This is a genomic window from Acinetobacter sp. YH12236 (genome assembly GCF_013417645.1).
GTDB lineage: Bacteria > Pseudomonadota > Gammaproteobacteria > Pseudomonadales > Moraxellaceae > Acinetobacter.
The window spans coordinates 179,549-201,689 of record NZ_VPDM01000002.1 but is presented as its reverse complement, the minus strand read 5'-3'; the positions used below and the strand labels follow the sequence as shown (position 1 = coordinate 201,689).

Annotated in this window: 21 protein-coding genes, 4 tRNA genes and 1 pseudogene; 14 read left to right on the top strand and 12 right to left on the bottom strand. The window is 43.1% G+C overall.

What is annotated here, in order from left to right:
- The first annotated feature begins 57 nt into the window (after nucleotides 1-57).
- The 4 genes and pseudogenes from FTV14_RS02090 to FTV14_RS02080 all read left to right on the top strand — a co-directional run bounded on the left by FTV14_RS02090 (nucleotide 58) and on the right by FTV14_RS02080 (nucleotide 3,174).
- Nucleotides 58-1,272: an MFS transporter gene (locus FTV14_RS02090; RefSeq protein ID WP_180053209.1), complete on the top strand. Its 1,215-nt coding sequence runs from the start codon at nucleotides 58-60 to the stop codon at nucleotides 1,270-1,272.
- Entirely contained in the window at nucleotides 1,265-1,399 is a 135-nt protein-coding gene (locus FTV14_RS15970; RefSeq protein WP_257219742.1) for a hypothetical protein, read from the top strand. The genes FTV14_RS02090 and FTV14_RS15970 overlap by 8 nt, the downstream gene beginning before the upstream one ends.
- Nucleotides 1,400-1,584: 185 nt before the next feature.
- Nucleotides 1,585-2,543 (top strand): annotated as a pseudogene (locus FTV14_RS02085) (TauD/TfdA dioxygenase family protein).
- 301 nt (nucleotides 2,544-2,844) lie between these two features.
- Nucleotides 2,845-3,174 carry a four-helix bundle copper-binding protein gene (locus FTV14_RS02080; RefSeq protein ID WP_180033336.1) on the top strand — a complete coding sequence of 110 codons (330 nt, stop codon included), beginning with the start codon at nucleotides 2,845-2,847 and terminating at the stop codon, nucleotides 3,172-3,174.
- Between the two features lie 99 nt (nucleotides 3,175-3,273).
- Here the strand turns inward: FTV14_RS02080 and sthA are convergent, their stop codons facing one another.
- Nucleotides 3,274-4,689, bottom strand: coding sequence for a Si-specific NAD(P)(+) transhydrogenase (gene sthA, locus FTV14_RS02075; RefSeq protein ID WP_004782740.1), 1,416 nt, complete (start codon nucleotides 4,687-4,689; stop codon nucleotides 3,274-3,276).
- 217 nt (nucleotides 4,690-4,906) lie between these two features.
- On the opposite strand from sthA, the gene lipA reads away from it, so the two are divergent.
- The 3 genes from lipA (at nucleotide 4,907) to FTV14_RS02060 (ending at nucleotide 9,336) form a co-directional block, all read left to right on the top strand.
- Nucleotides 4,907-5,920, top strand: coding sequence for a lipoyl synthase (gene lipA / locus FTV14_RS02070; protein ID WP_004782741.1), 1,014 nt, complete (start codon nucleotides 4,907-4,909; stop codon nucleotides 5,918-5,920).
- A gap of 351 nt (nucleotides 5,921-6,271) precedes the next feature.
- Nucleotides 6,272-8,776, top strand: a complete 2,505-nt coding sequence (locus FTV14_RS02065) for an acyl-CoA dehydrogenase (RefSeq protein ID WP_180053208.1) — start codon at nucleotides 6,272-6,274, stop codon at nucleotides 8,774-8,776.
- A gap of 167 nt (nucleotides 8,777-8,943) precedes the next feature.
- On the top strand, nucleotides 8,944-9,336 hold the full coding sequence (locus FTV14_RS02060; protein ID WP_004782744.1) for a carboxymuconolactone decarboxylase family protein: 393 nt from the start codon (nucleotides 8,944-8,946) through the stop codon (nucleotides 9,334-9,336).
- A gap of 122 nt (nucleotides 9,337-9,458) precedes the next feature.
- Here the strand turns inward: FTV14_RS02060 and FTV14_RS02055 are convergent, their stop codons facing one another.
- From FTV14_RS02055 to FTV14_RS02015, 9 genes are all read right to left on the bottom strand, one after another.
- The gene (locus tag FTV14_RS02055; RefSeq protein ID WP_373688470.1) at nucleotides 9,459-10,298 is read right to left on the bottom strand and encodes an NAD(P)-dependent oxidoreductase; all 840 of its coding nucleotides are present in this window, start codon (nucleotides 10,296-10,298) and stop codon (nucleotides 9,459-9,461) included.
- A 51-nt stretch (nucleotides 10,299-10,349) separates the two neighbouring features.
- Entirely contained in the window at nucleotides 10,350-11,711 is a 1,362-nt protein-coding gene (gene rutG / locus FTV14_RS02050; RefSeq protein ID WP_004782746.1) for a pyrimidine utilization transport protein G, read from the bottom strand.
- A 33-nt stretch (nucleotides 11,712-11,744) separates the two neighbouring features.
- Nucleotides 11,745-12,260, bottom strand: a complete 516-nt coding sequence (rutF, locus tag FTV14_RS02045; RefSeq protein WP_373683632.1) for an NADH-dependent FMN reductase RutF — start codon at nucleotides 12,258-12,260, stop codon at nucleotides 11,745-11,747.
- A gap of 145 nt (nucleotides 12,261-12,405) precedes the next feature.
- Nucleotides 12,406-12,786: a pyrimidine utilization protein C gene (rutC, locus tag FTV14_RS02040; protein ID WP_004646493.1), complete on the bottom strand. Its 381-nt coding sequence runs from the start codon at nucleotides 12,784-12,786 to the stop codon at nucleotides 12,406-12,408.
- Between the two features lie 33 nt (nucleotides 12,787-12,819).
- Nucleotides 12,820-13,581, bottom strand: a complete 762-nt coding sequence (gene rutB / locus FTV14_RS02035; protein ID WP_180053206.1) for a pyrimidine utilization protein B — start codon at nucleotides 13,579-13,581, stop codon at nucleotides 12,820-12,822.
- Nucleotides 13,578-14,684 carry a pyrimidine utilization protein A gene (rutA, locus tag FTV14_RS02030; RefSeq protein ID WP_180053205.1) on the bottom strand — a complete coding sequence of 369 codons (1,107 nt, stop codon included), beginning with the start codon at nucleotides 14,682-14,684 and terminating at the stop codon, nucleotides 13,578-13,580. The genes rutB and rutA overlap by 4 nt, the downstream gene beginning before the upstream one ends.
- 336 nt (nucleotides 14,685-15,020) lie before the next feature.
- Nucleotides 15,021-15,812 carry a pyrimidine utilization protein D gene (gene rutD, locus FTV14_RS02025; RefSeq protein WP_180053204.1) on the bottom strand — a complete coding sequence of 264 codons (792 nt, stop codon included), beginning with the start codon at nucleotides 15,810-15,812 and terminating at the stop codon, nucleotides 15,021-15,023.
- An 80-nt stretch (nucleotides 15,813-15,892) separates the two neighbouring features.
- Nucleotides 15,893-16,150: a hypothetical protein gene (locus FTV14_RS02020; protein ID WP_005234869.1), complete on the bottom strand. Its 258-nt coding sequence runs from the start codon at nucleotides 16,148-16,150 to the stop codon at nucleotides 15,893-15,895.
- A gap of 137 nt (nucleotides 16,151-16,287) precedes the next feature.
- On the bottom strand, nucleotides 16,288-17,469 hold the full coding sequence (locus FTV14_RS02015) for a S1C family serine protease (RefSeq protein ID WP_004782756.1): 1,182 nt from the start codon (nucleotides 17,467-17,469) through the stop codon (nucleotides 16,288-16,290).
- 170 nt (nucleotides 17,470-17,639) lie between these two features.
- Here FTV14_RS02015 and FTV14_RS02010 point away from each other — a divergent pair, with 170 nt between their 5' ends.
- From FTV14_RS02010 to FTV14_RS01980, 7 genes are all read left to right on the top strand, one after another.
- Nucleotides 17,640-18,398, top strand: coding sequence for a Nif3-like dinuclear metal center hexameric protein (locus FTV14_RS02010; RefSeq protein ID WP_125278371.1), 759 nt, complete (start codon nucleotides 17,640-17,642; stop codon nucleotides 18,396-18,398).
- A 153-nt stretch (nucleotides 18,399-18,551) separates the two neighbouring features.
- Nucleotides 18,552-19,178: a superoxide dismutase gene (locus FTV14_RS02005; RefSeq protein WP_004782758.1), complete on the top strand. Its 627-nt coding sequence runs from the start codon at nucleotides 18,552-18,554 to the stop codon at nucleotides 19,176-19,178.
- Nucleotides 19,179-19,324: 146 nt separating this feature from the next.
- Nucleotides 19,325-19,400 (top strand) — tRNA-Asn (locus FTV14_RS02000).
- A 6-nt stretch (nucleotides 19,401-19,406) separates the two neighbouring features.
- A tRNA-Asn gene (locus FTV14_RS01995) sits at nucleotides 19,407-19,482 on the top strand.
- A 279-nt stretch (nucleotides 19,483-19,761) separates the two neighbouring features.
- A tRNA-Asn gene (locus tag FTV14_RS01990) sits at nucleotides 19,762-19,837 on the top strand.
- A 6-nt stretch (nucleotides 19,838-19,843) separates the two neighbouring features.
- Nucleotides 19,844-19,919: transfer RNA gene (locus tag FTV14_RS01985), tRNA-Asn, on the top strand.
- Between the two features lie 63 nt (nucleotides 19,920-19,982).
- The gene (locus FTV14_RS01980; RefSeq protein ID WP_180053203.1) at nucleotides 19,983-20,426 is read left to right on the top strand and encodes a DUF2726 domain-containing protein; all 444 of its coding nucleotides are present in this window, start codon (nucleotides 19,983-19,985) and stop codon (nucleotides 20,424-20,426) included.
- A gap of 5 nt (nucleotides 20,427-20,431) precedes the next feature.
- On the opposite strand, the gene FTV14_RS01975 is transcribed toward FTV14_RS01980, so the two are convergent.
- Nucleotides 20,432-20,692: a hypothetical protein gene (locus FTV14_RS01975; protein WP_034702851.1), complete on the bottom strand. Its 261-nt coding sequence runs from the start codon at nucleotides 20,690-20,692 to the stop codon at nucleotides 20,432-20,434.
- Between the two features lie 110 nt (nucleotides 20,693-20,802).
- Nucleotides 20,803-22,053 (bottom strand): lipase family protein, encoded by a 1,251-nt coding sequence (locus tag FTV14_RS01970; RefSeq protein WP_180053202.1) that lies wholly within the window; start codon nucleotides 22,051-22,053, stop codon nucleotides 20,803-20,805.
- Nucleotides 22,054-22,141 lie beyond the last annotated feature (88 nt).

Genomic DNA, 22,141 nt, shown 5'->3' with positions numbered 1-22,141 from the left:
GCGACAACAAGTCGAATCGACTAACATAGCTTGCGATACTCATAGTACAGATTCTTTATGACCAGCAGCCAGTTTTCCAAGCCACTTATTTATATGCTCATTGGTTCAGCAGTGATTCTGGCATTGTCTTTAGGTGTCCGTCATGCATTTGGCCTATATCTGGTGCCGATGAGTGAGGAATTTGGCTGGGGTCATAATGTCTTTAGTTTAGCCATTGCCATGCAGAATTTGATCTGGGGTGCTGTTCAACCCATTACTGGTGCCTTCGCTGACAAATATGGCAGCAAGATTGTCGTTGCCGTTGGCGGTGCCTTATATGCGCTTGGCCTGTTATTGATGGCTGTCAGTTCAACCGGATTATTGTTGAATCTCAGCGTCGGACTGATTTTAGGTCTGGCCTTGTCTGCCACCTCTTTCCCGGTTTTATTATCTGCGGTTGGACGAGCTGCACCACCTGAAAAACGCAGTCTGGCAATGGGGATTGCCAGTGCAGCAGGCTCCTTCGGCCAGTTTATTATGCTGCCTTCAACATTATTACTTTTACAAAATGTCGGCTGGTCAGCAGCACTTGTCGTTAGCTCAATTTTAATCTCTTTGATTGTACCTTTGGCCTGGATGCTAAAAGCCCCGATGTATGTCGATCCGAATGCGACTCCTACACTGAATAAGGTATCACTCAGCTTTAAAGAGATTTTAGTGGTAGTCAAAAACCATAAGCCATTCTGGTTTCTGGCGATGGGCTTTTTTGTCTGTGGCTTTCAGGTGGTCTTTATCGGGATTCACCTGCCGGGTTATCTGATTGATCATGGTTTCAATGCTACAACTGGTACCATTTTTCTGGCACTAGTGGGCCTGTTTAATGTTGTCGGTACCTATACGGCTGGCTGGCTCGGTGGAAAATATTCCAAACCACGTCTGCTAATGGGCTTATACGGTCTGCGCGGGATTGCAATTATCGCCTTTCTGATGCTGCCTTTAAGCACCTGGACGGTCTATGCGTTTGGTGTCATCATGGGATTATTATGGCTTTCTACCGTACCACTGACCAACGGTATTGTTGCCAATATGTTTGGCGTGAAATATCTGACCATGCTCAGCGGGATTGTATTCTTTACCCATCAGGTCGGTTCATTCTTTGGCGGCTGGCTCGGCGGTGTAAACCATGACATGAGTGGTAACTATAATGCAGTATGGATGTTGTCGATTGCCTTAAGTATTTTTGGCGTACTGGTGCACTTATGGGTAAATGAGGAGCAAATCGTACATGACTGATTCGACCTTTCTGCTCAAGCTTTCCATTGCGATAGCAATGGTACTTCTCCTCGCTATTTCTTTATGGCTCTGGAGCCAGACTCCAGAACTGTTTGAGTACTTTAATCAGGCGTTTTGTGCACATTAATTGTCAAATATTTGACATTTTTCAGCAGCTTTAGGACTTTGTTTTGCCATATTAATTAAAAGATATTAAATTAATCATTTAGATATTTTTATTCGGTTTTTCATAAGTTTAGCACTTCTTATGATTTTATTTTTATTCTGGATTTTTTTAGATTTTCTGCAACAAGAAAATTCAGAGACTTTCCAATGACAAGCTTAACCCAACTTTCACAAGCCATTCACGATGCACCACGCTTGCATCAGCAAGATCAGTTTCAGAATATGATGAAATCAAAATTGTCCCGCAGGCAGATCAAGCCCTAGGCGCAGTGGTTTATGGTCTAGATGCCCGCAAAGCCCAATCTGGCGAAACCATCCTGCGTCTGAAGCAGGCTCTGGCTGAACATTTGATCCTGATCTTTAAGAATCAAAGTCTGGATGATCTACAGTATCTGGCATTTGCCACCTATTTCGGTTCGATCTTCCGTCCAGATGCCGACACGCCAGTGCTGGCTTCTAAAACAGATACGGGCACTCCACCTGATGTCGTACCCGTTTCCAATGCAGTCGGTCAAGGGGATTACACCGGTCATGGTGAACTTGCACCGCATGCCGATCACCAGTGGACACCCCTACCATCTTTTGGCTCTTTACTCTATGCCATTGAACTGCCAAAAGACGGTGGCCAGACGTCCTGGATCAATACCATCAAAGCTTATGAAGCATTAGATGAAGAAACCAAAGCACAAATCGACCAGTTACAGCTCATTACCTATAATCCATTTGTGCGCTTCCAAAGCAATAAAGATGGTAATGCTTATGCGGGTAATATGCCAAAATATCGCTTTAAAGATCAGCCAATTTTAGGTCACGCCTACCCGCACCCACTGGTACGTACCCATCCTGAATCTGGCCGTAAAGCACTTTGGTTAAATACCCATACCGAAGTTGAATTAGTGAATTATGACGATCAGGCAGGTAGTGAACTGATTGCAAAATTACGTGAGCATGTCTTAAAACCTGAATTCGCTTATGAGCACCATTGGGAAGCAGGCGATATCGTGTTCTGGGACAATTAGGTTACTCTACATTCACGCCGTCCTTTCCCTGCTGATCAGCGCTGTTTATTAAAACGTATCAGCCTGGCAGGTAGTCGTCCATTTTAATCACCATAAAAATATAATAAAGAGAAAGGTCATTTAAGCCTTCGACAATAACGACTCATCATGTAGATTTTCCGCCATTGAGGAATGACCGCCTCAATGGTTTTATTTTTAAATTTTTAGTCATCCTATTTTGGGAATATCAGGATAGAGGTTTTAAATTAAATTTTTTAAAAATACAGCTTTTAACAAAATCGGCAATCGGATTACTTTTTCTCACTCAAACTGCCTAGTGTATTTTTCCTTTTCTGCTTAGCGTATTAAAAAAACAAGCCATTGCTATAGCTGCAAAAAGGAGAAGAAAATGAACGAGATTCAGTTTTCAGATTGTGTTCGTGCATGTATGACCTGCTCTCTGGCCTGTACCAACTGTGCCAGTGCCTGCCTGAAAGAAGAACATTTAGAAATGATGCGGGAATGTATCCAGCGCTGTCTGGACTGTGCTGATCTGTGTCAGCTCTGCGCCCGCATGCAACAAAAGCAATCTCCATTTATGAAAGAGATTTGCGAGCTATGCGCTAAAGCTTGCGATTATTGTGTAGAAGAATGTGGCCATCATGAGGATGATCATTGCCAGCAATGTGCCGAAGCTTGCCGTCGCTGTGCTGAAGAATGCCGCAAAATGGCAGCCTAATTTCCAGCATTACTGACAAGATTGAATTTTTTCAATCTGGAAAATAAAAAACCCGCAAGCCAAACCTGCGGGTTTTTGATCTAACCTGAATAAATCAAATTAGAATAAACGGTTCATACCATTCAAGGTTGCCACACGGTAAGCTTCTGCCATCGTTGGATAATTGAATGTGGTTTCCACAAAATACTTGATCGTATTGTTCGGGCTGTTCATGACTGCCTGACCAATGTGGATAATTTCTGAAGCATTATTACCGAAGCAATGAACACCCAGAACTTCCAGCGTATCGCGATGGAACAGGATTTTTAATTCGCCAACTGTATCACCGGTAATCTGTGCACGTGCCAGATGACGGAAAGATGCCTGCCCCACTTCATACGGAATTTTTTCTTCAGTCAACTGCTGCTCAGTTTTACCGATTGAAGAGATTTCCGGAATGGTATAAATACCAGTCGGAATATCAGTCACGGGTGCAACATCTTGCTCACCGCTCATGTTAGCACCTGCGCAACGACCTTGGTCATAGGCAGCAGAAGCCAATGATGGCCAGCCAATCACGTCACCTGCAGCATAGATATTTTCGACTTCAGTCTGATACTGCTCATTCACGGTTAATTGACCACGACTGTTTGGTTTCAGACCAATATTTTCAAGGCCTAAACCATCAGTATTCCCTGAACGTCCGTTACACCACAGAATAGCATCAGCTTTAATTTTCTTGCCGCTTTGTGTATGCAGAACCACATAATCATCAGAAGTTTCAAGGAAGTCGATCTGTTCATTATGACGGATCAATACACCCTGTTCACGTAAGTGATAAGACAACGCATCAGAGATTTCATCATCTAAATAGCTGAGCAGTTTTGGTTGGGTGTTAATTAGGTCAACCTTATGTCCTAGACCAATAAAGATCGATGCATATTCACAGCCAATCACACCTGCGCCATAAATAATGATTTTTTGGATTGAGAAATCCAGATCCAGAATTTTGTCTGAATCAAATACACGTGGATGATTGAAATCAAGAATCTCTGGACGGTATGGACGTGAACCAGTCGCAATCACCAGTTGCTGGAACATAATAGTTTCTTTTATGCCATCTGGTGTAAATACAAAGATCGTATTTGCGTCTTGAATGTAAGCACGACCATGATAGATATCAATCTTGTTACGGTCATAAAAACGTGAGTGAGTATCCACCTGCTGCTGAATCACTTTATGTGCATTGCGCAGTACCTGTTTCATGGTGAATTGTTTCCATTCACCTACTTTTTGAAACATTGGATCACGTTGATAACGGATAATGCTGGATACCGTTTGACGCAATGCCTTACTTGGAATCGTACCTACGTGAGTACAGTTACCACCCAGCTGTTCACGCATATCCACAATTGCAACACGCTTACCAGATTTGGCAAGTTTCATTGCCGCGCCTTCGCCCGCAGGGCCTGAACCTAGAACTACCGCATCGTACTTAACGAAAGTCCCACTAACGACCTCTTTTTTACGTGGCATTCAACGCTCCTTAAAATTAAAAAATTTTGCTTTAATCTACGCTATATTATGACGTAATTGCTGCCAATTTGGTGTATTTAACTTACATATATTGTGTGATAAGAACATTTTTTAAATGAATAATCCTTTTCGCCCTATTTCACCCGAGTTTCGTTATAATTAAAAAAGTGTTAACTTTGATTTATCTCCCTCCTTCAAAACAGTGGAAAAGTTATATATGTCTGAAAACCGTAAACCTGAACAGGGTATCAAACTTCGCGGCGCAGAAAAGGTCGCCCGTATTCCTGTAAAAGTTGTTCCTACGGTTGAAACGCCACGTAAGCCGGACTGGATCCGTGTGAAAATGGCCGCTCCCGAGGAAGTTCAGCGTATTAAAACTACACTTCGTCAGCAAAAACTGCATACCGTATGTGAAGAAGCTGCCTGTCCGAACCTGCCTGAATGTTTTGGTGGGGGTACAGCAACCTTTATGATTATGGGTGATATTTGTACGCGTCGCTGTCCGTTCTGTGATGTGGCACATGGTCGTCCAAATGCACTTGATCCGGATGAACCGCGTCATATGGCAGAAACGATTGCCAACCTGGGTCTGAAATATGCAGTCATCACTTCAGTTGACCGTGACGACCTGCTAGATGGCGGTGCACAGCATTTTGTCGATTGTATTAAAGAAGCTCGTGCATTAAGTCCAAAGACTTTGCTGGAAATTCTGGTACCTGATTTCCGTGGTCGTATGGACATCGCTTTACGCATCATGACTGAATGTCCACCAGACGTGTTTAACCACAACATTGAAACTGTGCCACGTCTGTATAAAGCCATGCGTCCAGGTTCTGATTATCAGCACTCTTTAAATCTGTTGAAAATGTTTAAAGATTATTGCCCAGAAATTCCAACCAAATGTGGTTTGATGGTCGGTATTGGTGAAACTGAAGAAGAAGTTCTCGCTCTGTTAGACGACCTGAAAGCACATGACGTGGATTATGTAACGATTGGCCAGTATCTACAGCCATCTAAACAGCATGCGCCAATCGACCGTTTTGTAACGCCAGAAGAATTCGAACGTTATGCAGAACATGGCCGTAAGCTTGGCTTTAAGAATATCTGGTCAGCACCGATGGTACGTTCAAGTTACTTTGCAGATCGTCAATACTATGGTGAACCGGTTCCGGAAGTACGCCGTAAAGTTGATCCAGCGAAAAAAATCGCTGTACAGGCAATTGAAGCTTAAAATGACTTAGATCAAAGCCCTCTCAAGTAGAGGGCTTTTTTATGCCTAACTAAATTTATATTTGTTCACTTTTTAATTATTTTAACTACCCTCTCTTAAAGATTAAGTTATTACTTATCTTCACATTTCTTTGCGTGTTCTCACTTGAAGACTGTGCATTTTTCAAACAATCTCAAAAACAGATAAAACACTTCAATATATCGTTGAAATATTTAATAACGATCGTTCTCACACCAACAATTGTGAATTTGCCAGTTGCTTAAGCGATGTAAAAAAATTGATCAAGTCTTATGAAGACACCTTAGGGAGATCGGCAGCATCACAATTGTATGACCCTGGAGAAATATAACAATGCTATTTATTTTCGCCGTACTTCTTCTCATTGCCAGTTTATGGGCGATTTTCTTTTTTCAACTCTCCCGTACCACTGGTGCAATTACCCTGATTGTCATGTCAGTGGTTTGTGCCTTTATCAGTCCTTGGTCACTGATTCTGGGTATTCCCCTGATCCTGATCAGTCTGGTCGTCATGATCGAACCTTTGCGTATGTCTTTCATTTCCAGGCCAGCCTATAAGGCATTAGCGGATGCCATGCCGAGCATTAGCCCGACAGAACGTGAGGCTCTTGATTCCGGCACCAGCTGGTGGGAAAAAGAACTCTTTATGGGTGCGCCGAACTGGGAAACCTTTAATAGCTATCCTTATCCAAAACTTTCCGTTGAGGAACAGGCATTCTTGGATAACGAAGTCGAAACGCTGTGTAGCATGCTGGATGAATGGGAAATTCATGAGAAGAAAATGCTGCCTGAACATATCTGGCAATATATTAAAGATAATGGCTTCTTGGGACTAATTATTCCCAAAGAATACGGCGGTCGTGCCTTTAGTTCCTTTGCTCAAAGCCGGGTGATGAGCAAAATTTCTTCACGCTCTCTCACTGCTGCTGTGAGCTGTATGGTGCCTAACTCACTTGGGCCGGGTGAGTTGTTACTACATTATGGTACCGATGAACAAAAAGATCGTTATTTACCCGGTCTGGCCAAAGGTGAAGAAATCCCATGTTTTGGTCTGACCAGTCCTGAAGCCGGTTCAGATGCCGGTGCGATTCCAGATACCGGTGTGGTCTGCTATGGACAGTTTGAAGGTCAGGAAGTCTTGGGACTGAGAATGAATTTCTCCAAACGCTGGATTACTCTAGCACCAATTGCCACCGTGGTTGGTCTGGCTTTTAAAATGTATGACCCTGATCATTTACTCGGTGATAAAACAGATTATGGGATTACTTGTGCCTTGCTACCGGCCAATCATGAAGGGGTAAAAGTCGGTCCACGTCATAATCCTGGCTCCCCTTTTATGAATGGTACTGTTGAAGGTAAGGATGTATTTATTCCTTTAGACTGGATCATTGGTGGCGTGAAAAATGCCGGTAAAGGCTGGCGTATGCTGATGGAATGTCTAGCGGTTGGTCGTGGTATCTCCCTACCGGCTTTATCTACCTCCAGTGCCGAAATGACTTACCTGAATGTCAGTGCATTTTCTCGAATCCGTCAGCAATTCAAGATTTCGGTGGGTAAATTTGAAGGCGTACAGGAAGCCAATAGCGAAATTGCCAGTGATGCCTATATGCTGGAAGCTTTCCGTTATTTAGTGACTTGTGGTCTGAACCAAGGTGGTAAACCGGCAGTCATGACGGCAATTGCTAAATACTATGCCACTGAGACCATGCGTAAAATTGTCAATCACGGTATGGATGTCGTGGGTGGCCGTGCGATTCAAATGGGACCTCGTAACTTCCTGGCTCTCAACTATCAGGCCATTCCAGTATCGATTACAGTCGAAGGCGCCAATATTCTCAGCCGTTCATTGATGATCTTTGGTCAAGGCTCAATGCGTTGCCATCCTTATCTATATGAAGAATTACAGCTTCTGCAAGCTGAAGATCCAAAAGCCGCTCTGAATCCATTCGATACTATGTTGTTTAAGCATCTGGGTTATACCTTTAACCGGACTGCCCGCTCTTTTGCCTATGCTTTTAGCGGTGGTTCAAGTGCTGCGCCACAAAGTGCAGTTGATTTTACCCGTCCCTATTACAAGATTATCAACCGGCTCAGTGCCAACTTTGCCCTGACTGCAGATATGTGTTTAGGTTTATTAGCAGGTGATATTAAACGCAAGGAAATGCTTTCTGGCCGTCTGGCTGATATCCATGCCCATCTGTTCATTGCGACGGCAATCCTGAAATTCTTTGAACATAGCAAAAAAACTGAAGCTGAACGTCTGCATGCACAATTGGCAATTGAGAAATCTTTATATACGGCTCAGGAAGCGTTTTATGACCTGTTTGCAAATTTCCCGGTGGGTGTTGCTGCTGGCATGGTCAAACTTATCTGTTTCCCATTTGGCCGACCTGTCGCGAAGCCATCTGACCGACTTAAACAGGAAGTCGCAAATGTCATGATGGAAGATAACGCTTTCCGGAAAGTACTGAAAAAGCATGTTTTCTATAGCACAGCGGAAGATGATGTGAATGGTCGTATGGAATCAACCTTCACCATGTTATTGGAGATTGAGCAGCTTTGGGATCGCTTTAAAAAAGCCGAAAACAAAGGTCAATTTAAAGGACTCAGTTTTGCTGATCATGTGGCTGATGCGCATGAACAAGGCTTTATTAATGAAGAAGAAGCCAATAAGTTGCTGGACTATAATGCGCGTCGCTACGACAGCATGTTGACTGATGTCTTCGATCTGCATTTACAGGAAGTATTGGAACTTGAAAATCCTCATATTTCGAAAGCAGATGCAACAGGTACCGATACTTCAGTTCAAAGTGCACCTTCACATTCAACCAGTCCTTAGATAGAACTTTTATCTAAATCGGATCTTGCTTTCCAAAGTGAAGTTATTTCTTGACTTCACTTTGGATATTTCAAGTGGCTATTCAGCCACTTTTTTACGACTATTGCACGATGGTATTTAAGATATTAAACGTTAAGCTAGACCCATAATAAAATTGAGGGTCAATGATGTCACAACAAGATTATGAAAATGGCTTGAAAGTCCGTACTGAAGTGATGGGTGCAAGTTTTGTAAAACGTGCTCAGGACAATACGGTTCCTTTTACTCAGCCTTTGCAGGACTGGATTAATGAACATGCCTGGGGCTCAACCTGGCAACGTGAAGGGATTTTACCACGTAAATACCGTTCTTTAATTACCATTGCTTTTCTTACCGCGCAAAAAAGCCCAACTGAATTGAAAGGCCATGTTCGTGGCGCTTTGAATAATGGTGCAACAGTTGAAGAAATTCAGGAAGTGCTACTGCATAGCCTGCCTTACTGCGGTGCCCCTGCTACTCAGGAAGCCTTCCGTGCAGCGCTTGAAGTGATTCAGGAATATCAGGCAAATCAGCAGAATTAAGATTTACTTAGGCTATTGAGCTGCTTAATGAATAAATAAAGCCGGGAATTAAAATTCCCGGCTTTTTAAATTTTAAAATGATATATCTATAGCTATAACGTCTTTAATATTGTTTGAAAAGATTATCCTCTTAATTCAATTTGAGTACGTTGCTCCAAGCCTTGCACCGCAGCGGAGAAATCCAGCTGGCTGGCCTGTGGCTTGGAAATCTGCTGAAACTCCTGCTGAACCAAAGACATCACCGTTAAATCCAGTTGCTGTTGCTGCACCAGTTCCAAGGCAATACCAATATCTTTCTGCAATAAATCCAGCGCAAAGGTCTTGTGAAACTCACGGCTCAGTACACGCTGTGCCATGATATTTTCCGACATGCTGCTTTTACCACTGGAATGATTAATACAGTTTAGTGCACTGCTTAAATCAACGCCCTGCCCTTTCAGCACAGTCAGCCCTTCAGCCAATGCCCATAAGTGAGTCGCCATTAAGGTATTATTCACGGCTTTCACCGCAAAACCAGAACCGCTTTCTCCCACATATTCAATCAAACCTGCAAAGGCATCAATGATCGGCTTGACTTGTTCAAAGGCTTGTTCATTGCCTCCGACCATCACAGTTAAAGTACCGCGTTCCGCTCCAATGGTTTGGCCAGAAACCGGTGCATCCAGATAAAAACTGCTTTGTTGCTCCAAGAGCTTCGCCAGTTTCTGTGCTGATTCCGGTACACCACTGGTACAGTCAATCCAGATTGCACCTTGTTTGGGTGGATGAGCTGCAATTAATGCTTCTACATCCTGACTGGTCGGTAAACAGGAAAAGATAAAATCTGCCTGAACCGCCTGCTCAATACCAACTGCCTGCGTTACAAAAGTTTCGGCATGCGCTACAGCTTTCTGTTCAGTACGGTTCCAGACCCACACCTGATGTCCGAGTTTTGGCAAATGGGAGGCCATATGCCAGCCCATTGCCCCGAGTCCTAAAAATGCAATTGTATGACTCAAAAAATGCTCCTCATTTTAAACGACTGGCTTAGCCTCAACTTCGGTTACAGTTTCAGCTGGTTCAGATGCTGGTAATTCTTTATCTTCACCACGGTTCAGGAATAGATTCAATAGAATTGCAGCTAAGGTTGCGGTACCAATACCACCCAGATCAAAACCACCGATCTGCAAGCTATAGTTCCCTGTACCCATGATCAGACACACGGCACCAATAATCAGCGTACTGTTCTTGGTGAAATCAACACGGTTATCTACCCAAATTTTCGCACCAGCCACCGTAATCAGACCAAATACGACAATCGATGCACCACCCAATAAAGCCACTGGAATGGTACTGATCACTGCGCCAAATTTAGGCGAAAGTCCGAGTAAAATTGCGAAGATACCAGCAAAGACAAATACAGTGGTTGCATAAACTCTGGTGACTGCCATTACACCGATATTTTCGGCATAAGTGGTCATGCCTGTACCACCGACAGAAGCTGACAATGAAGTACACACCCCATCAGCAAAGAAACCGCGTCCCATATACGGTGACAGGTTTTTACCGGTCATCGCAGAGACTGCCTTAAAGTGCCCCAGATTTTCTGCAACCAGGATAATTGCCACTGGTGCAATCATCAGCATGGCATTCATTTCAAAGACCGGACTCTGGAAATTCGGCAAACCAAACCATGCGGCTTCACTGACCTTGGTAAAATCAATCGCAGGTCCGAAGCCCATCACGTTGGTGAAAAGAAAGTAAATCAGGTAGGAAGATAATAAGCCCAACAATAATAATAGACGGCGTACCATTCCTCGGGTAAATACTGCAATCACACTGATACAGATAATGGTGATTAATGCCATCCACGAATCAAACTGATTCGCTGAAACACTCTTAATCGCGACGGGTGCCAGATTCAAACCGATGATCATCACGATCACGCCTGTCACTACTGGCGGCATCAGTTTTTCAATCCAGTTGGTACCAGTTTTCATCACCAGTAGCCCAATCAAGGCATAGACAATACCGCAAGCAATCGTACCGCCAAGGGCTAATCCTATATTTGGATTGGCTCCAACCCCTGAATAACCCGTCACTGCGACGACCGCACCAATAAAGGCAAAGCTTGATCCCAGATAACTAGGCAATCGACCGCCCGTGATCAGGAAAAATAAAATGGTCCCAATCCCAGTAATGAAAATCGTGAGATTGGGATCAAACCCCATTAATAAGGGTGCCAGCACGGTTGCGCCAAACATGGCAAACACATGCTGCAACCCGAGAATAATACTTTTTCCAGCAGGCAGATATTCATCTGTTTGCACGGGTGTGGTATCGAGATTGCCTTGGTAAGGCTTAAATTTTGGAAACCACGTTTCTTTTTCTTGCATCGGCTTCCCCTCCTTGATTAGGATTGAATTGAATTAGCACATTTTGTGTGGCTCACAGTAAGAACGGTTGAAGTACATCAGCGCATTGCCTTGACTCTGGCACATCGCTTTCACCTCACAGAACAGCACGTCATGACTGCCTACGGATAAACATTGGACCACCTCGCAGTCAAAACTGACTAAGGCATCCTCAAGTACAGGTGACTGGGTCACCAAAGTTTTCCAGTTCCCCTGACTGAAACGCTCTGCCATTGGTGTTTTTCCACCAAACAGATTGGAAAGATGTTGTTGATGTGATGCCAGGGTATTCACACACAACACCTGATTCTTTTTAAAGGTTTCATAAACTGAAGCAGAACGGTTCAGACACACCAGCAACGTTGGTGGTGTATCCGTCACGCTACATACGGCTGAGGCAGTAAATCCTGCCTGTCCTGCCTCACCTTGCGTGGTAATGACATTAACTGCAGCCCCGAGATTGGACATGCCTTGACGGAAAATCTGCTGATCAACTTGGGTAAAGATGTCATCTGATGCGTTAGTCGCCAAAACCTTATTTAATGCGTTATTTTCTGCAACTGTTTCTGTGATGATTTTAGATAGTTTGGCATTCATGCTGTTCTCCCGCCCCCAAGTCAATATTCAGTTTCAGACCTGGGGCATCTAGTAATGAGATTGAATCAGGTAGATCGACTTATACATGGGCAATCGAAGCAATTTCGACCAGCGCATCAGGTTTGACTAAACCTGTCTGTACGCAATACCGTGCCGGCTTATCTCCCGGGAAATACTCTGCATAAACTGCATTAATCGCAGCATAATCTGCCCAGTCTTTGACAAAGACATGGTTAAAGGTCACGTCATCCATACTGCCGCCTGCTTCCTCAATCACACGCTTGATAGTTTCCAGAATATGACGGGTCTGTGCTGCGGCATCACCGACATGCACCACATTATTGTTTTCATCAAAGGCCAATGTACCGGATACATACACGATATTGTCTGCCTTGGTTGCCGGTACATACGGTGCTAATGGTTTCGATGTTCCTGCTGGAATAATGATTTCTTTAGGCATACTATTTTTTCCTTAATTCTGATCTTTAATTCTTTATGCGCTTACAGCTAATTTAGTTTCTTTTAGTGACTCACTTTCTTTTTGAAAGGTCTCTACAAAATTTTTGGTATCTGATACCCAGCCAAAGAAAGTCTTGATGTTATACAGACTGGCTTCATGCGCTTCGACTGGACCGGCCTGATGGCAGGCATCAGCAAGTGCGATACCAAAATATTCTAAGAAGAAGCCATCACGTAGCGTCGACTCCACACAAACGTTGGTGGCAATCCCCACAAAGACCAGATTACGGATACCTCGGACACGTAACATGCTGTCCAGCGCAGTATTAAAGAAACCGCTATAACGTGGCTTTTCGATCACTAGGTCTTGTGGCAGTGGCTTTAACTCATCAATCAGCTCAAAATCCCAGCCACCTTTTGCTAACAATTGCCCCTGTAATTCAGGACGTTTACGCATGGTCTTTAAGGCATTGGATTTATGGAAATTTGGAGAGTCCTTACCACCCGCTTCCTCATATTCTGCATCCCAGCCATTTTTGAAATAAATCACCTGAATACCGGCTGCATGTGCGGCATCAACGGCCTTTTTAATATTTTCAACCACGGGCTTGGTTTTCGAGACATCAAAGCCCGCCAGATCCAGATAGCCACCCTGAGAGGTATAGGCATTTTGCATATCAATCACAATCAAGGCTGTCTGTTCTGGTGCAAGACAAATCGCTTCGGGTTCCGCTTTAAGCGTTTTTCCTGTGCCGAGTTTTTCCGTAAAACCGGCTGTTACGACTGATTCACTCATGCGCTTTTCTCCAAAACTGGCGCTTCATCTTCAATGACAATATGATCACGGCATTTCATTAGCGGCTGGATTTTTTGACCAAAGTCTTCAACCCCTTGAATAAAATCATCAAAAGTTAGTAGTACGCCTTCCGTACCTTTGATCTCACCAATTTCATCCAACATTCGTGCCACATTTTCATAAGAACCCACCAGCGTACCCATATTGATATTCACTGGAGATACGTTAGAAGCCATTTGACGGATATTGGTGTCTGCACCGGAAGTGGTATCTTTACCGCCTTGATTCATCAGCCAGTTAATCGCTTCCATATCAGCACCATCGTTATAGTGCTGCCATTTGGCTTGCGCTTCTTCATCAGTTTCTGCAGCAATCACCATAAACAGCACATAAGTCTGTACATCACGGCCAGTCACATCTGTTTTTTCTTTGAGGCGGTCATTAATTTCTGCATAAGCTGTTGGAGTATTCAGGCCTTTACCAAACACGAAGTTATAGTCAGCATATTGTGCAGAAAACTCTAAACCTGCATCAGATTGACCTGCACAGATAATCTTCATGTCGGCTTGTGGACGTGGGCTAACACGGCAATCTTCCATCTGGAAATGTTCGCCTTTAAAGTCTGATTTACCAGTCGCCCAAAGTTCACGCAGAATTTGTACATATTCAGACAGATATTCATAGCGTTTGCCAAAATAGTCATTACCTGGCCACATACCCATTTGGGTATATTCAGGTGGCTGCCAGCCAGTTACGACATTCAGACCAAAACGGCCATTTGAAATCGAATCAATGGTTGATGCCATGCGCGCGACAATTGCAGGTGGCATCACCAGAGTTGCGGCAGTTGCGAAAATTTTAATTTTGCTGGTGACAGCCGCAAGACCTGCCATCAGGGTAAACGTTTCCAGGTTATGTTCCCAAAATTCAGTCTTGCCACCAAAGCCACGCAGCTTGATCATAGAAAGTGCGAAATCGAAACCATAGTGCTCAGCACGCTGTACGATTTGTTTGTTTAACTCAAAAGTCGGCATGTACTGCGGTGCATTTTCAGAGAGTAACCAGCCATTATTTCCGATTGGACAGAAGACACCTATTTTCATTTTCACACCTCATTATTTTTAACACTTATTCAAAATTCTGATTCCACTTCGGGAATTTTATTTACAAGATAAACATTGCAAAGCGTGTGCCAACTATATTTATTTATTATTTATCAGATACTTAATATTTTATTTTTTGAATTTTTAGTAAAATAACTATTTTTACCTATGAGTCAATTTTGCACATACTGTTTCATTCAAGTGCACTCGTAGCAATTTGTGCATTTGCAGTTCATGCATCAATTCGAAGTAAAAACCATGCTGATGCTACAAAAATGATTGATTAGAAAAAATAAAAAACCAGACAGGAGGTCTGGCTTTTAAAAAATCTTCAAACTAAGTGGAAATCAGGAAGGAAAGCATCAGCTGATTCACCCGATCCGTTTCGGTCACGGTAGATGCATGTGCACCTGTATCAAGCAAACTGAGGTGGCTATGAGGCAGGCATTGTTGTAATTGCTGTGACCGTTGATAAGGCACCAGAAAATCATCCTGATTGGCAATCAGATGGATTGGAACATCTTTTAATACTTGCTGATGCTCTTCGTTTAGTTTAAAAGCCTGCACGGCTTGTAGACGCGCCAGAACATTTTGGATCGGTGGAAAGTCTAATAACTGCTTATTTTCTGCTTCGGTTAACTGATCAATATGGGTTGAGATCCACTGCGGCGGATAAAGAAATAAAGCCTGTGCTCTCACATATGCCTCTGCTCCGCTATTCACCAATAACGAAGTCCGTGCCTCGAAACATTTCTGCGTATGGGCATCAAGCTCTCCCCAGGCATTTAACATGGTCAGACTGAGCAGCTTAAACTTTCTTTCAGTTTGATAGGTCGCCAGTTGCATGCCGATATGTCCGCCCAATGCATGCCCGATAAAATGAAACTCTCGAATACCATCATTGATCAATAAATCCAGAATCTGGCAGGCCATATGGTCGATCGAATAAGACATGGGCAAGAGTTCAGAATCTGAATGACAACCTTCCTGATCATAAGTGACTACATGAAAATGCTGCTGTAAAACTCTAATTTGAGGATTCCAGAAACTGGCATGCCCGCCCAGTCCGGATGAAAGCACCGCATAAGGTGCATCTGCCTGTGCTGCAGGATGAATAGATAAAGACATATCACTCTCATATTTTAACTATGAGATGAATGCAGCAAGATATATGCCTGAACAGGATTTTTTTTGAACAATTGATAAAATTATAGCCAGTAAACATTAAAGCTATAATAAAATTCCTGCACCTCAAAGCGCACGTTATAACCAAGCTCAGTCAACTCCGCCGAAAGACCACGAATTTCTTCCAAGGGCAAATGTTTGGGAAATACCGTTAGCACAGCGGTATTGCCCAGTCGGGCATTATCTTCAATCAGTTGAGCCAAGCGAGGCTTATACATTTCAATATTTAAATTGGCCACATCCGATAAAATTTTGGCCTGATCCGCAGTCATAAAACTCATTGTTCTTCACCCTTTTTGATTTTTATTCAATGAAGTTAAATGATTTAATTCACATAAAATATTTTTGTTTTGTATCTATAGTAAATACAGCGTGCATAAAAAATCCCTCACATGGAGGGATTTTCCTGAAGAAAAAATTACTGACCTGGTAAAGGAATATATTGTGAAGAACTGCTTTGCGTTTTACGTTCACTAATCACCACATCCAGTGTCATAGTTTTTCCAGCGCGTTCTACTTCAATCTGAACAGTACTGTTTGGGGCCTGTAAAGCGACAAAATTAATCAGATGTGAGGCAGAAGTAATCACTTCATTATTCACCTTAATGATTTTATCACCACGCTGGATGCCAGCTTTTGCTGCAGGTCCATTTTCCAGCACTTCAGCGACCACTACACCTGATTCTTTAGGTTGCAATACATCATTACGTTCTGTCGGCAACAGACTGATACCCAGCCAGCCACGAACGACACGGCCATCTTTCAGGATTGCATTCATCACTTGCTGACAGATTTTAGCGGGAATCGCAAAACCAATCCCCAGTGAGCCACCTGTTTGAGAGAAGATTGCTGTATTTACCCCGATCAGGTTACCAGCAACATCAATCAATGCACCACCCGAGTTACCCGGGTTAATTGCAGCATCTGTCTGAATAAAGTCTTCATAGGTATTGATGCCCAGATCAGAACGGCCTGTCGCAGAAATAATCCCCTGAGTCACGGTTTGACCGACACCAAACGGGTTACCAATAGCCAGAACAACATCACCGACTTCATTGCCACTCAGCTTGAATGGCAAAACTGGCAATTGTTCAAGTTCGATCTTGATTACAGCCAAATCCGTATCTGGGTCTGTACCCACGACCTTGGCTTCGGCACGGCGTCCATCATGCAAGGCCACCACAATCTGGTCTGCTTGTGCAATCACGTGGTTATTGGTCAGGATATAACCATCAGGGCGTACAATTACACCTGAACCTAAACTGTTTTCATTTGGACTCTGACCAAACTGGTCTGGCAACTGATCACCGAAAAATTCACGGAAGACTGGATCAGTCAGTAAAGGATGCGCCTGCTGTTTTACTTTTTGTGTGGTAAAGATATTCACCACCGCAGGTGCTGCGACTTTCACGGCGGCACTATAGGAGACAACCCCTCCAGAACGCGAAGTATCAATCAACGGTTCTACTTTTTCAGCAGGCATTTTTACGCCATCCGGCGCAATCGGTGATTTAGGTTTCTGCAGCTGCTGCCACCCCAAAAAACCGATAATGACTAAAATCAGTAACACCCAAGGTAACCATGTAAAGGTGCGGCGCACTTTGCTATCCTCTAAAATATTTTAATTCGTTGATGACTAATTAATTTGTATCCTATTGTAATGCCAAATACATAACTAAACACAAAAAAATCCACAGAGATTTGTGCTGCTTTAGTTACAATTGGACATATAGATAAGAATTGGCAAGTTTATAAACTGACAGGAATTTTATGGCGAATTTAAACGATATTATCCGCTGGTGCGATCAGACTTTGGCATCTTCCGAATTTAAGGACTATGCACCGAATGGCTTACAGATCGAAGGCCGAGCTGAAGTCAATAAAATTTTATGTGCCGTTACTGCCTCCCAAACTGCGATCGAAGCTGCGATTGAACAAGGTGCTGATTTGTTACTGGTACATCATGGTTATTTCTGGAAAGGTGAAGCCTACCCGATTACCGGGATGCGTGGTAAACGCATTAAAAGCCTGATCCAACATGATATTTCGCTTGTCGGTTATCACCTGCCCTTAGACAGCCATCCTACGCTGGGAAATAATATTGCGATTGCAGACCTGCTGGAACTGGAAAACCTTGAACAGCTTGATCCGAATGAGCGCCGTCCAATTGGGAATATTGGTTATTTAAAGCAGGCCATGACGCCAGAAGGATTCAAGGCCTATGTTTCAGAAAGACTCGGTTATGATGCGTTACATTTACCTGCCGAAAAAAACCTGATTCAAAAAGTCGGTTTCTGTACCGGTGGTGCACAGGATTATATTCATAAAGCGGCAGCACAAGACTGTGATGCTTATATTTCTGGCGAAGTCAGTGAACGTACTTTTTATGATGCTCAGGAACTGGATGTGCATTATTATGCCTGCGGCCACCACGCCACTGAAAAATATGGTGTACAACGTCTGGCTAAAGCTATTTCAGAACAATTTAATATTGAGTATAGTTATTTCGAATTAAACAATCCGATTTAATTTCGATTGGCAAGTACATTGGTGGCTTTATCTTTAAATTTTCAGGCTTTATTCTGTATTGTTATTTATACACAGTGCCCATTTTTGCCTAAGAATCTATTACAATAACGCCACTTATTGTCAAAACCCAGCAAAATGCAAGGAATTGAAAACATGACAACCATTACTTTACCACCATTACCATACGACTACGACGCTCTTGCTCCACACATCAGCAAAGAAACTTTAGAATACCACCACGACAAACACCACAACACTTATGTGGTTAACCTGAACAACCTGATCGCTGGTACTGAGCTTGAAGGCAAAACTCTAGAAGAAATCATCAAAGCAACTGCTGGTGATTCATCTAAAGCAGGTGTATTTAACAACGCTGCGCAAGTATGGAACCACACATTCTACTGGAACTGCTTGACTAAAAACGGTGGCGGTAAAGCAACTGGCGCTTTGGCTGCAAAAATTGACGAAGCTTTCGGTTCTTACGAAAAATTCGCTGAAGAGTTCGCAACTGCTGCTGCAACTCAGTTCGGTTCAGGTTGGGCTTGGTTAGTTGCTGATGAAGTAAACGGTAACCTGTCTATCCTTAAAACTTCAAATGCCGACACTCCAATGGCGCACGGTAAAATTGCTGTGTTGACAATCGATGTTTGGGAACATGCTTACTACATCGACTACCGTAATGCTCGTCCTAAATACATCTCTACTTTCCTAGAAAGCCTGGTGAACTGGGACTACGCAAACGCGAAATATGCAGGTCAACCTGCTGGTGTTGAGAAATAATTTTTATTTCCAGCTTAAAAAATCACCCTTTATGGGTGATTTTTTTATTTTTAGGCCTGAGGTGCATATTAAAAAAGCAAATGATTCATTTCTTTACAGGAATTGATTGACGGTCTTTGTTTTCCTGCCTAAAATGCGCATCAGATTCTCCAATAGCTCAGTCGGTAGAGCGACGGACTGTTAATCCGCAGGTCCCTGGTTCGAGCCCAGGTTGGAGAGCCAATCTATTCTCCCATAGCTCAGTCGGTAGAGCGACGGACTGTTAATCCGCAGGTCCCTGGTTCGAGCCCAGGTGGGAGAGCCAAGATTCTGAAAAAACCCACTCATTATGAAGTGGGTTTTTTTATATCTGTCTTTTTGGGATTAAATATCTATATGTGTCTTGTTTGTAGTGTTAGCGACTCGCAACCATGGCAGAGAATAATCACGCTTCCCCTCTACCTTTAATCTAGGTTTACATAAACATAACATTTTGAACTACAATCATTTTTGATTATTTTTAAAACACTTGATTCAGTTTTTTCAGCTTTTTTATAAAAGTGCCTTGACCCCTTTTTAAATCTCTCTATAATCGCTTTCAGATTCTCCAATAGCTCAGTCGGTAGAGCGACGGACTGTTAATCCGCAGGTCCCTGGTTCGAGCCCAGGTTGGAGAGCCAATCTATTCTCCCATAGCTCAGTCGGTAGAGCGACGGACTGTTAATCCGCAGGTCCCTGGTTCGAGCCCAGGTGGGAGAGCCAAGATTCTGAAAAAACCCACTCATTACGAAGTGGGTTTTTTTATTCTTTTCTCTTTTATGATCCGTGTTTGATTTGAGTCAGTTTATATTCTTTGTGATTGGCTGTCTGGCAAGCTTTGCCTTAATTTGCCTATTCTTCCCTCATCTGTTTACCCGCCAGACGAAATTCTATCCCAAGCGTGTCATTACAGCTTTCGAAAGCAAGATGTTTACTCGCCTGAAAGATGCTTTTCCGCATCATCACATTCTGGCACAGGTCGCATTTAGTGCTTTGATCACACATGACAATATGAAAATGCGCAGCAAGTTCAACCGTAAAGTGACCGATTTTGTGGTGATGGACCGGGAATATAATGTGGTGGCGATTATAGAACTGGATGACCCTAGCCATATTGGCAAGGAACAGGAAGATGCGGAACGCGATGCGATGCTGATTGCTGCCGGCTACACAGTCATCCGCTACACTGAAATTCCAACGATCCGGCAGCTTCAAAGAGATTTGAGATAAATAGTTTAATGAGAGGAATTTGTTTCAGCTTCGGAAGCAGCTTGAGTTGCTTGAGTCTCCTGCTCTGCCTTTGATTTTTCAGCCGCTTCGCGTGCTTCAATCCGGGCAATCATGTCAGCCTGTTGCTGTTTATATTTTTCCTGATTTTTCGCATCACTATTAACAGCCAGAAATGCCATGGTCACCAAAAAAATCGGAACACATAAAGCCAAGGTTCCAAAGATAAGCAGTTTTTTGATACTGCGGGGTTTTGTCTGTTCCGACATAACGAGCCTACACTGATAACCTATAATCTTAAGCCACTATAACAAACTTAAATGATTGCTCAAGGCCTAGCATCACAAGGAATAAAAAGGAGCCGAAGCTCCTTTTAGGATTAAGGATTGACAGAAATACCTGAAGGCATATAGGTATTAATAAAGGTCAGCAGCTGGGTTCTGCTTTGTACAATGGCCTCGGTATGTGATGCGTCTTGTACCGGTACAAAAGTCACTGCGGTTCCCATATCTTCCAAGCCTTGTTGTAAAGTATTTGTCACTGGATACGGAACAGCCCTATCTGTAGTACCTTGAATGATCATCACAGGAACATTAATTTTTTCAGTTGCAGGCTGATTATTCTGAAGGAACTTTTCAACCGACGAATTATTCTGGAAGTTTTCTACTAATCCCGGATAGTCCACGACCGTTTTTTCCGGATTATTCACCAGATAATCATCAATATCTTGCATATATTCAGTAATCAGCGGCCCTAAACAAAGTCCATTTTCTCCAGTCGTGCCTTCTGCCTTTTCAGCCACAATCCCTGCACGGCTTGAAAATATATTGCGATAGTTAAAGCCTGGTTCATAAGCTTTAATCCCTACAGCCACATAAGCCGCATATGCCAATAATTCTGCATAGACCGCTTTCGCAGCATTATCTTGTCCAGCCTCAACCAAAGCACTAAGCGCTTGCGGTGCTACTTCACTGATAATATAACCCAGACTTGAGGCCGGAGCTGCTGCAACTGCTGCCTTATAATTTGGATCTTCATCAGCAAACTGGGCTGTGGCAAGTGATGCATGTCCTCCCTGGGATTGTCCCACTGAGACCCAGGCACCATTAAATCGATTTCCTTGCTGTTCTTTAAAGGCTCTTACTGCATAGATAGCCGATTGTGCGGCACTTTTTAAATTTAAATAAGGATGGATCCCCCGAGTACCTAATCCTTCATAATCGGGTGCAACAATCACATATCCCTGTGCAAGCAAGCTGCTGGCCAATCCTCTAAAATTATTATTCAGCTGGTTATTACTTGGTGCACAAGAATCACCGCTACCCACCGTGCCATGTTCCCAAACCACCACCCTCCATCCGTCTTGAGGTTGAGGTATATTTGGATAAAACACCATGGCTGTCGCTTCAGCCCGTTCACCATTTACGTTTGGCATATTATAGCGTATGACTTGAATATCCGATGCTTCAGGCAAGGTATCCTCATCATAAGACTGTTGACTTAAAAATACCCTTTCCTGTGGTCGGAACGAATCATTATCATCGTCATTACACGCAGTCATGAACAATGACATGGAACATACCAGTGCCAGACAGGTTTTTTTGAAACCGTTTTTCACTACATTATTCATATTCTAATCCCTTATTGTTGTTTATGATTTTCATGAAGAATCTTGAATTAAGCATAAAAAAAAGCACCCTTATAGGATGCTTTTGTTA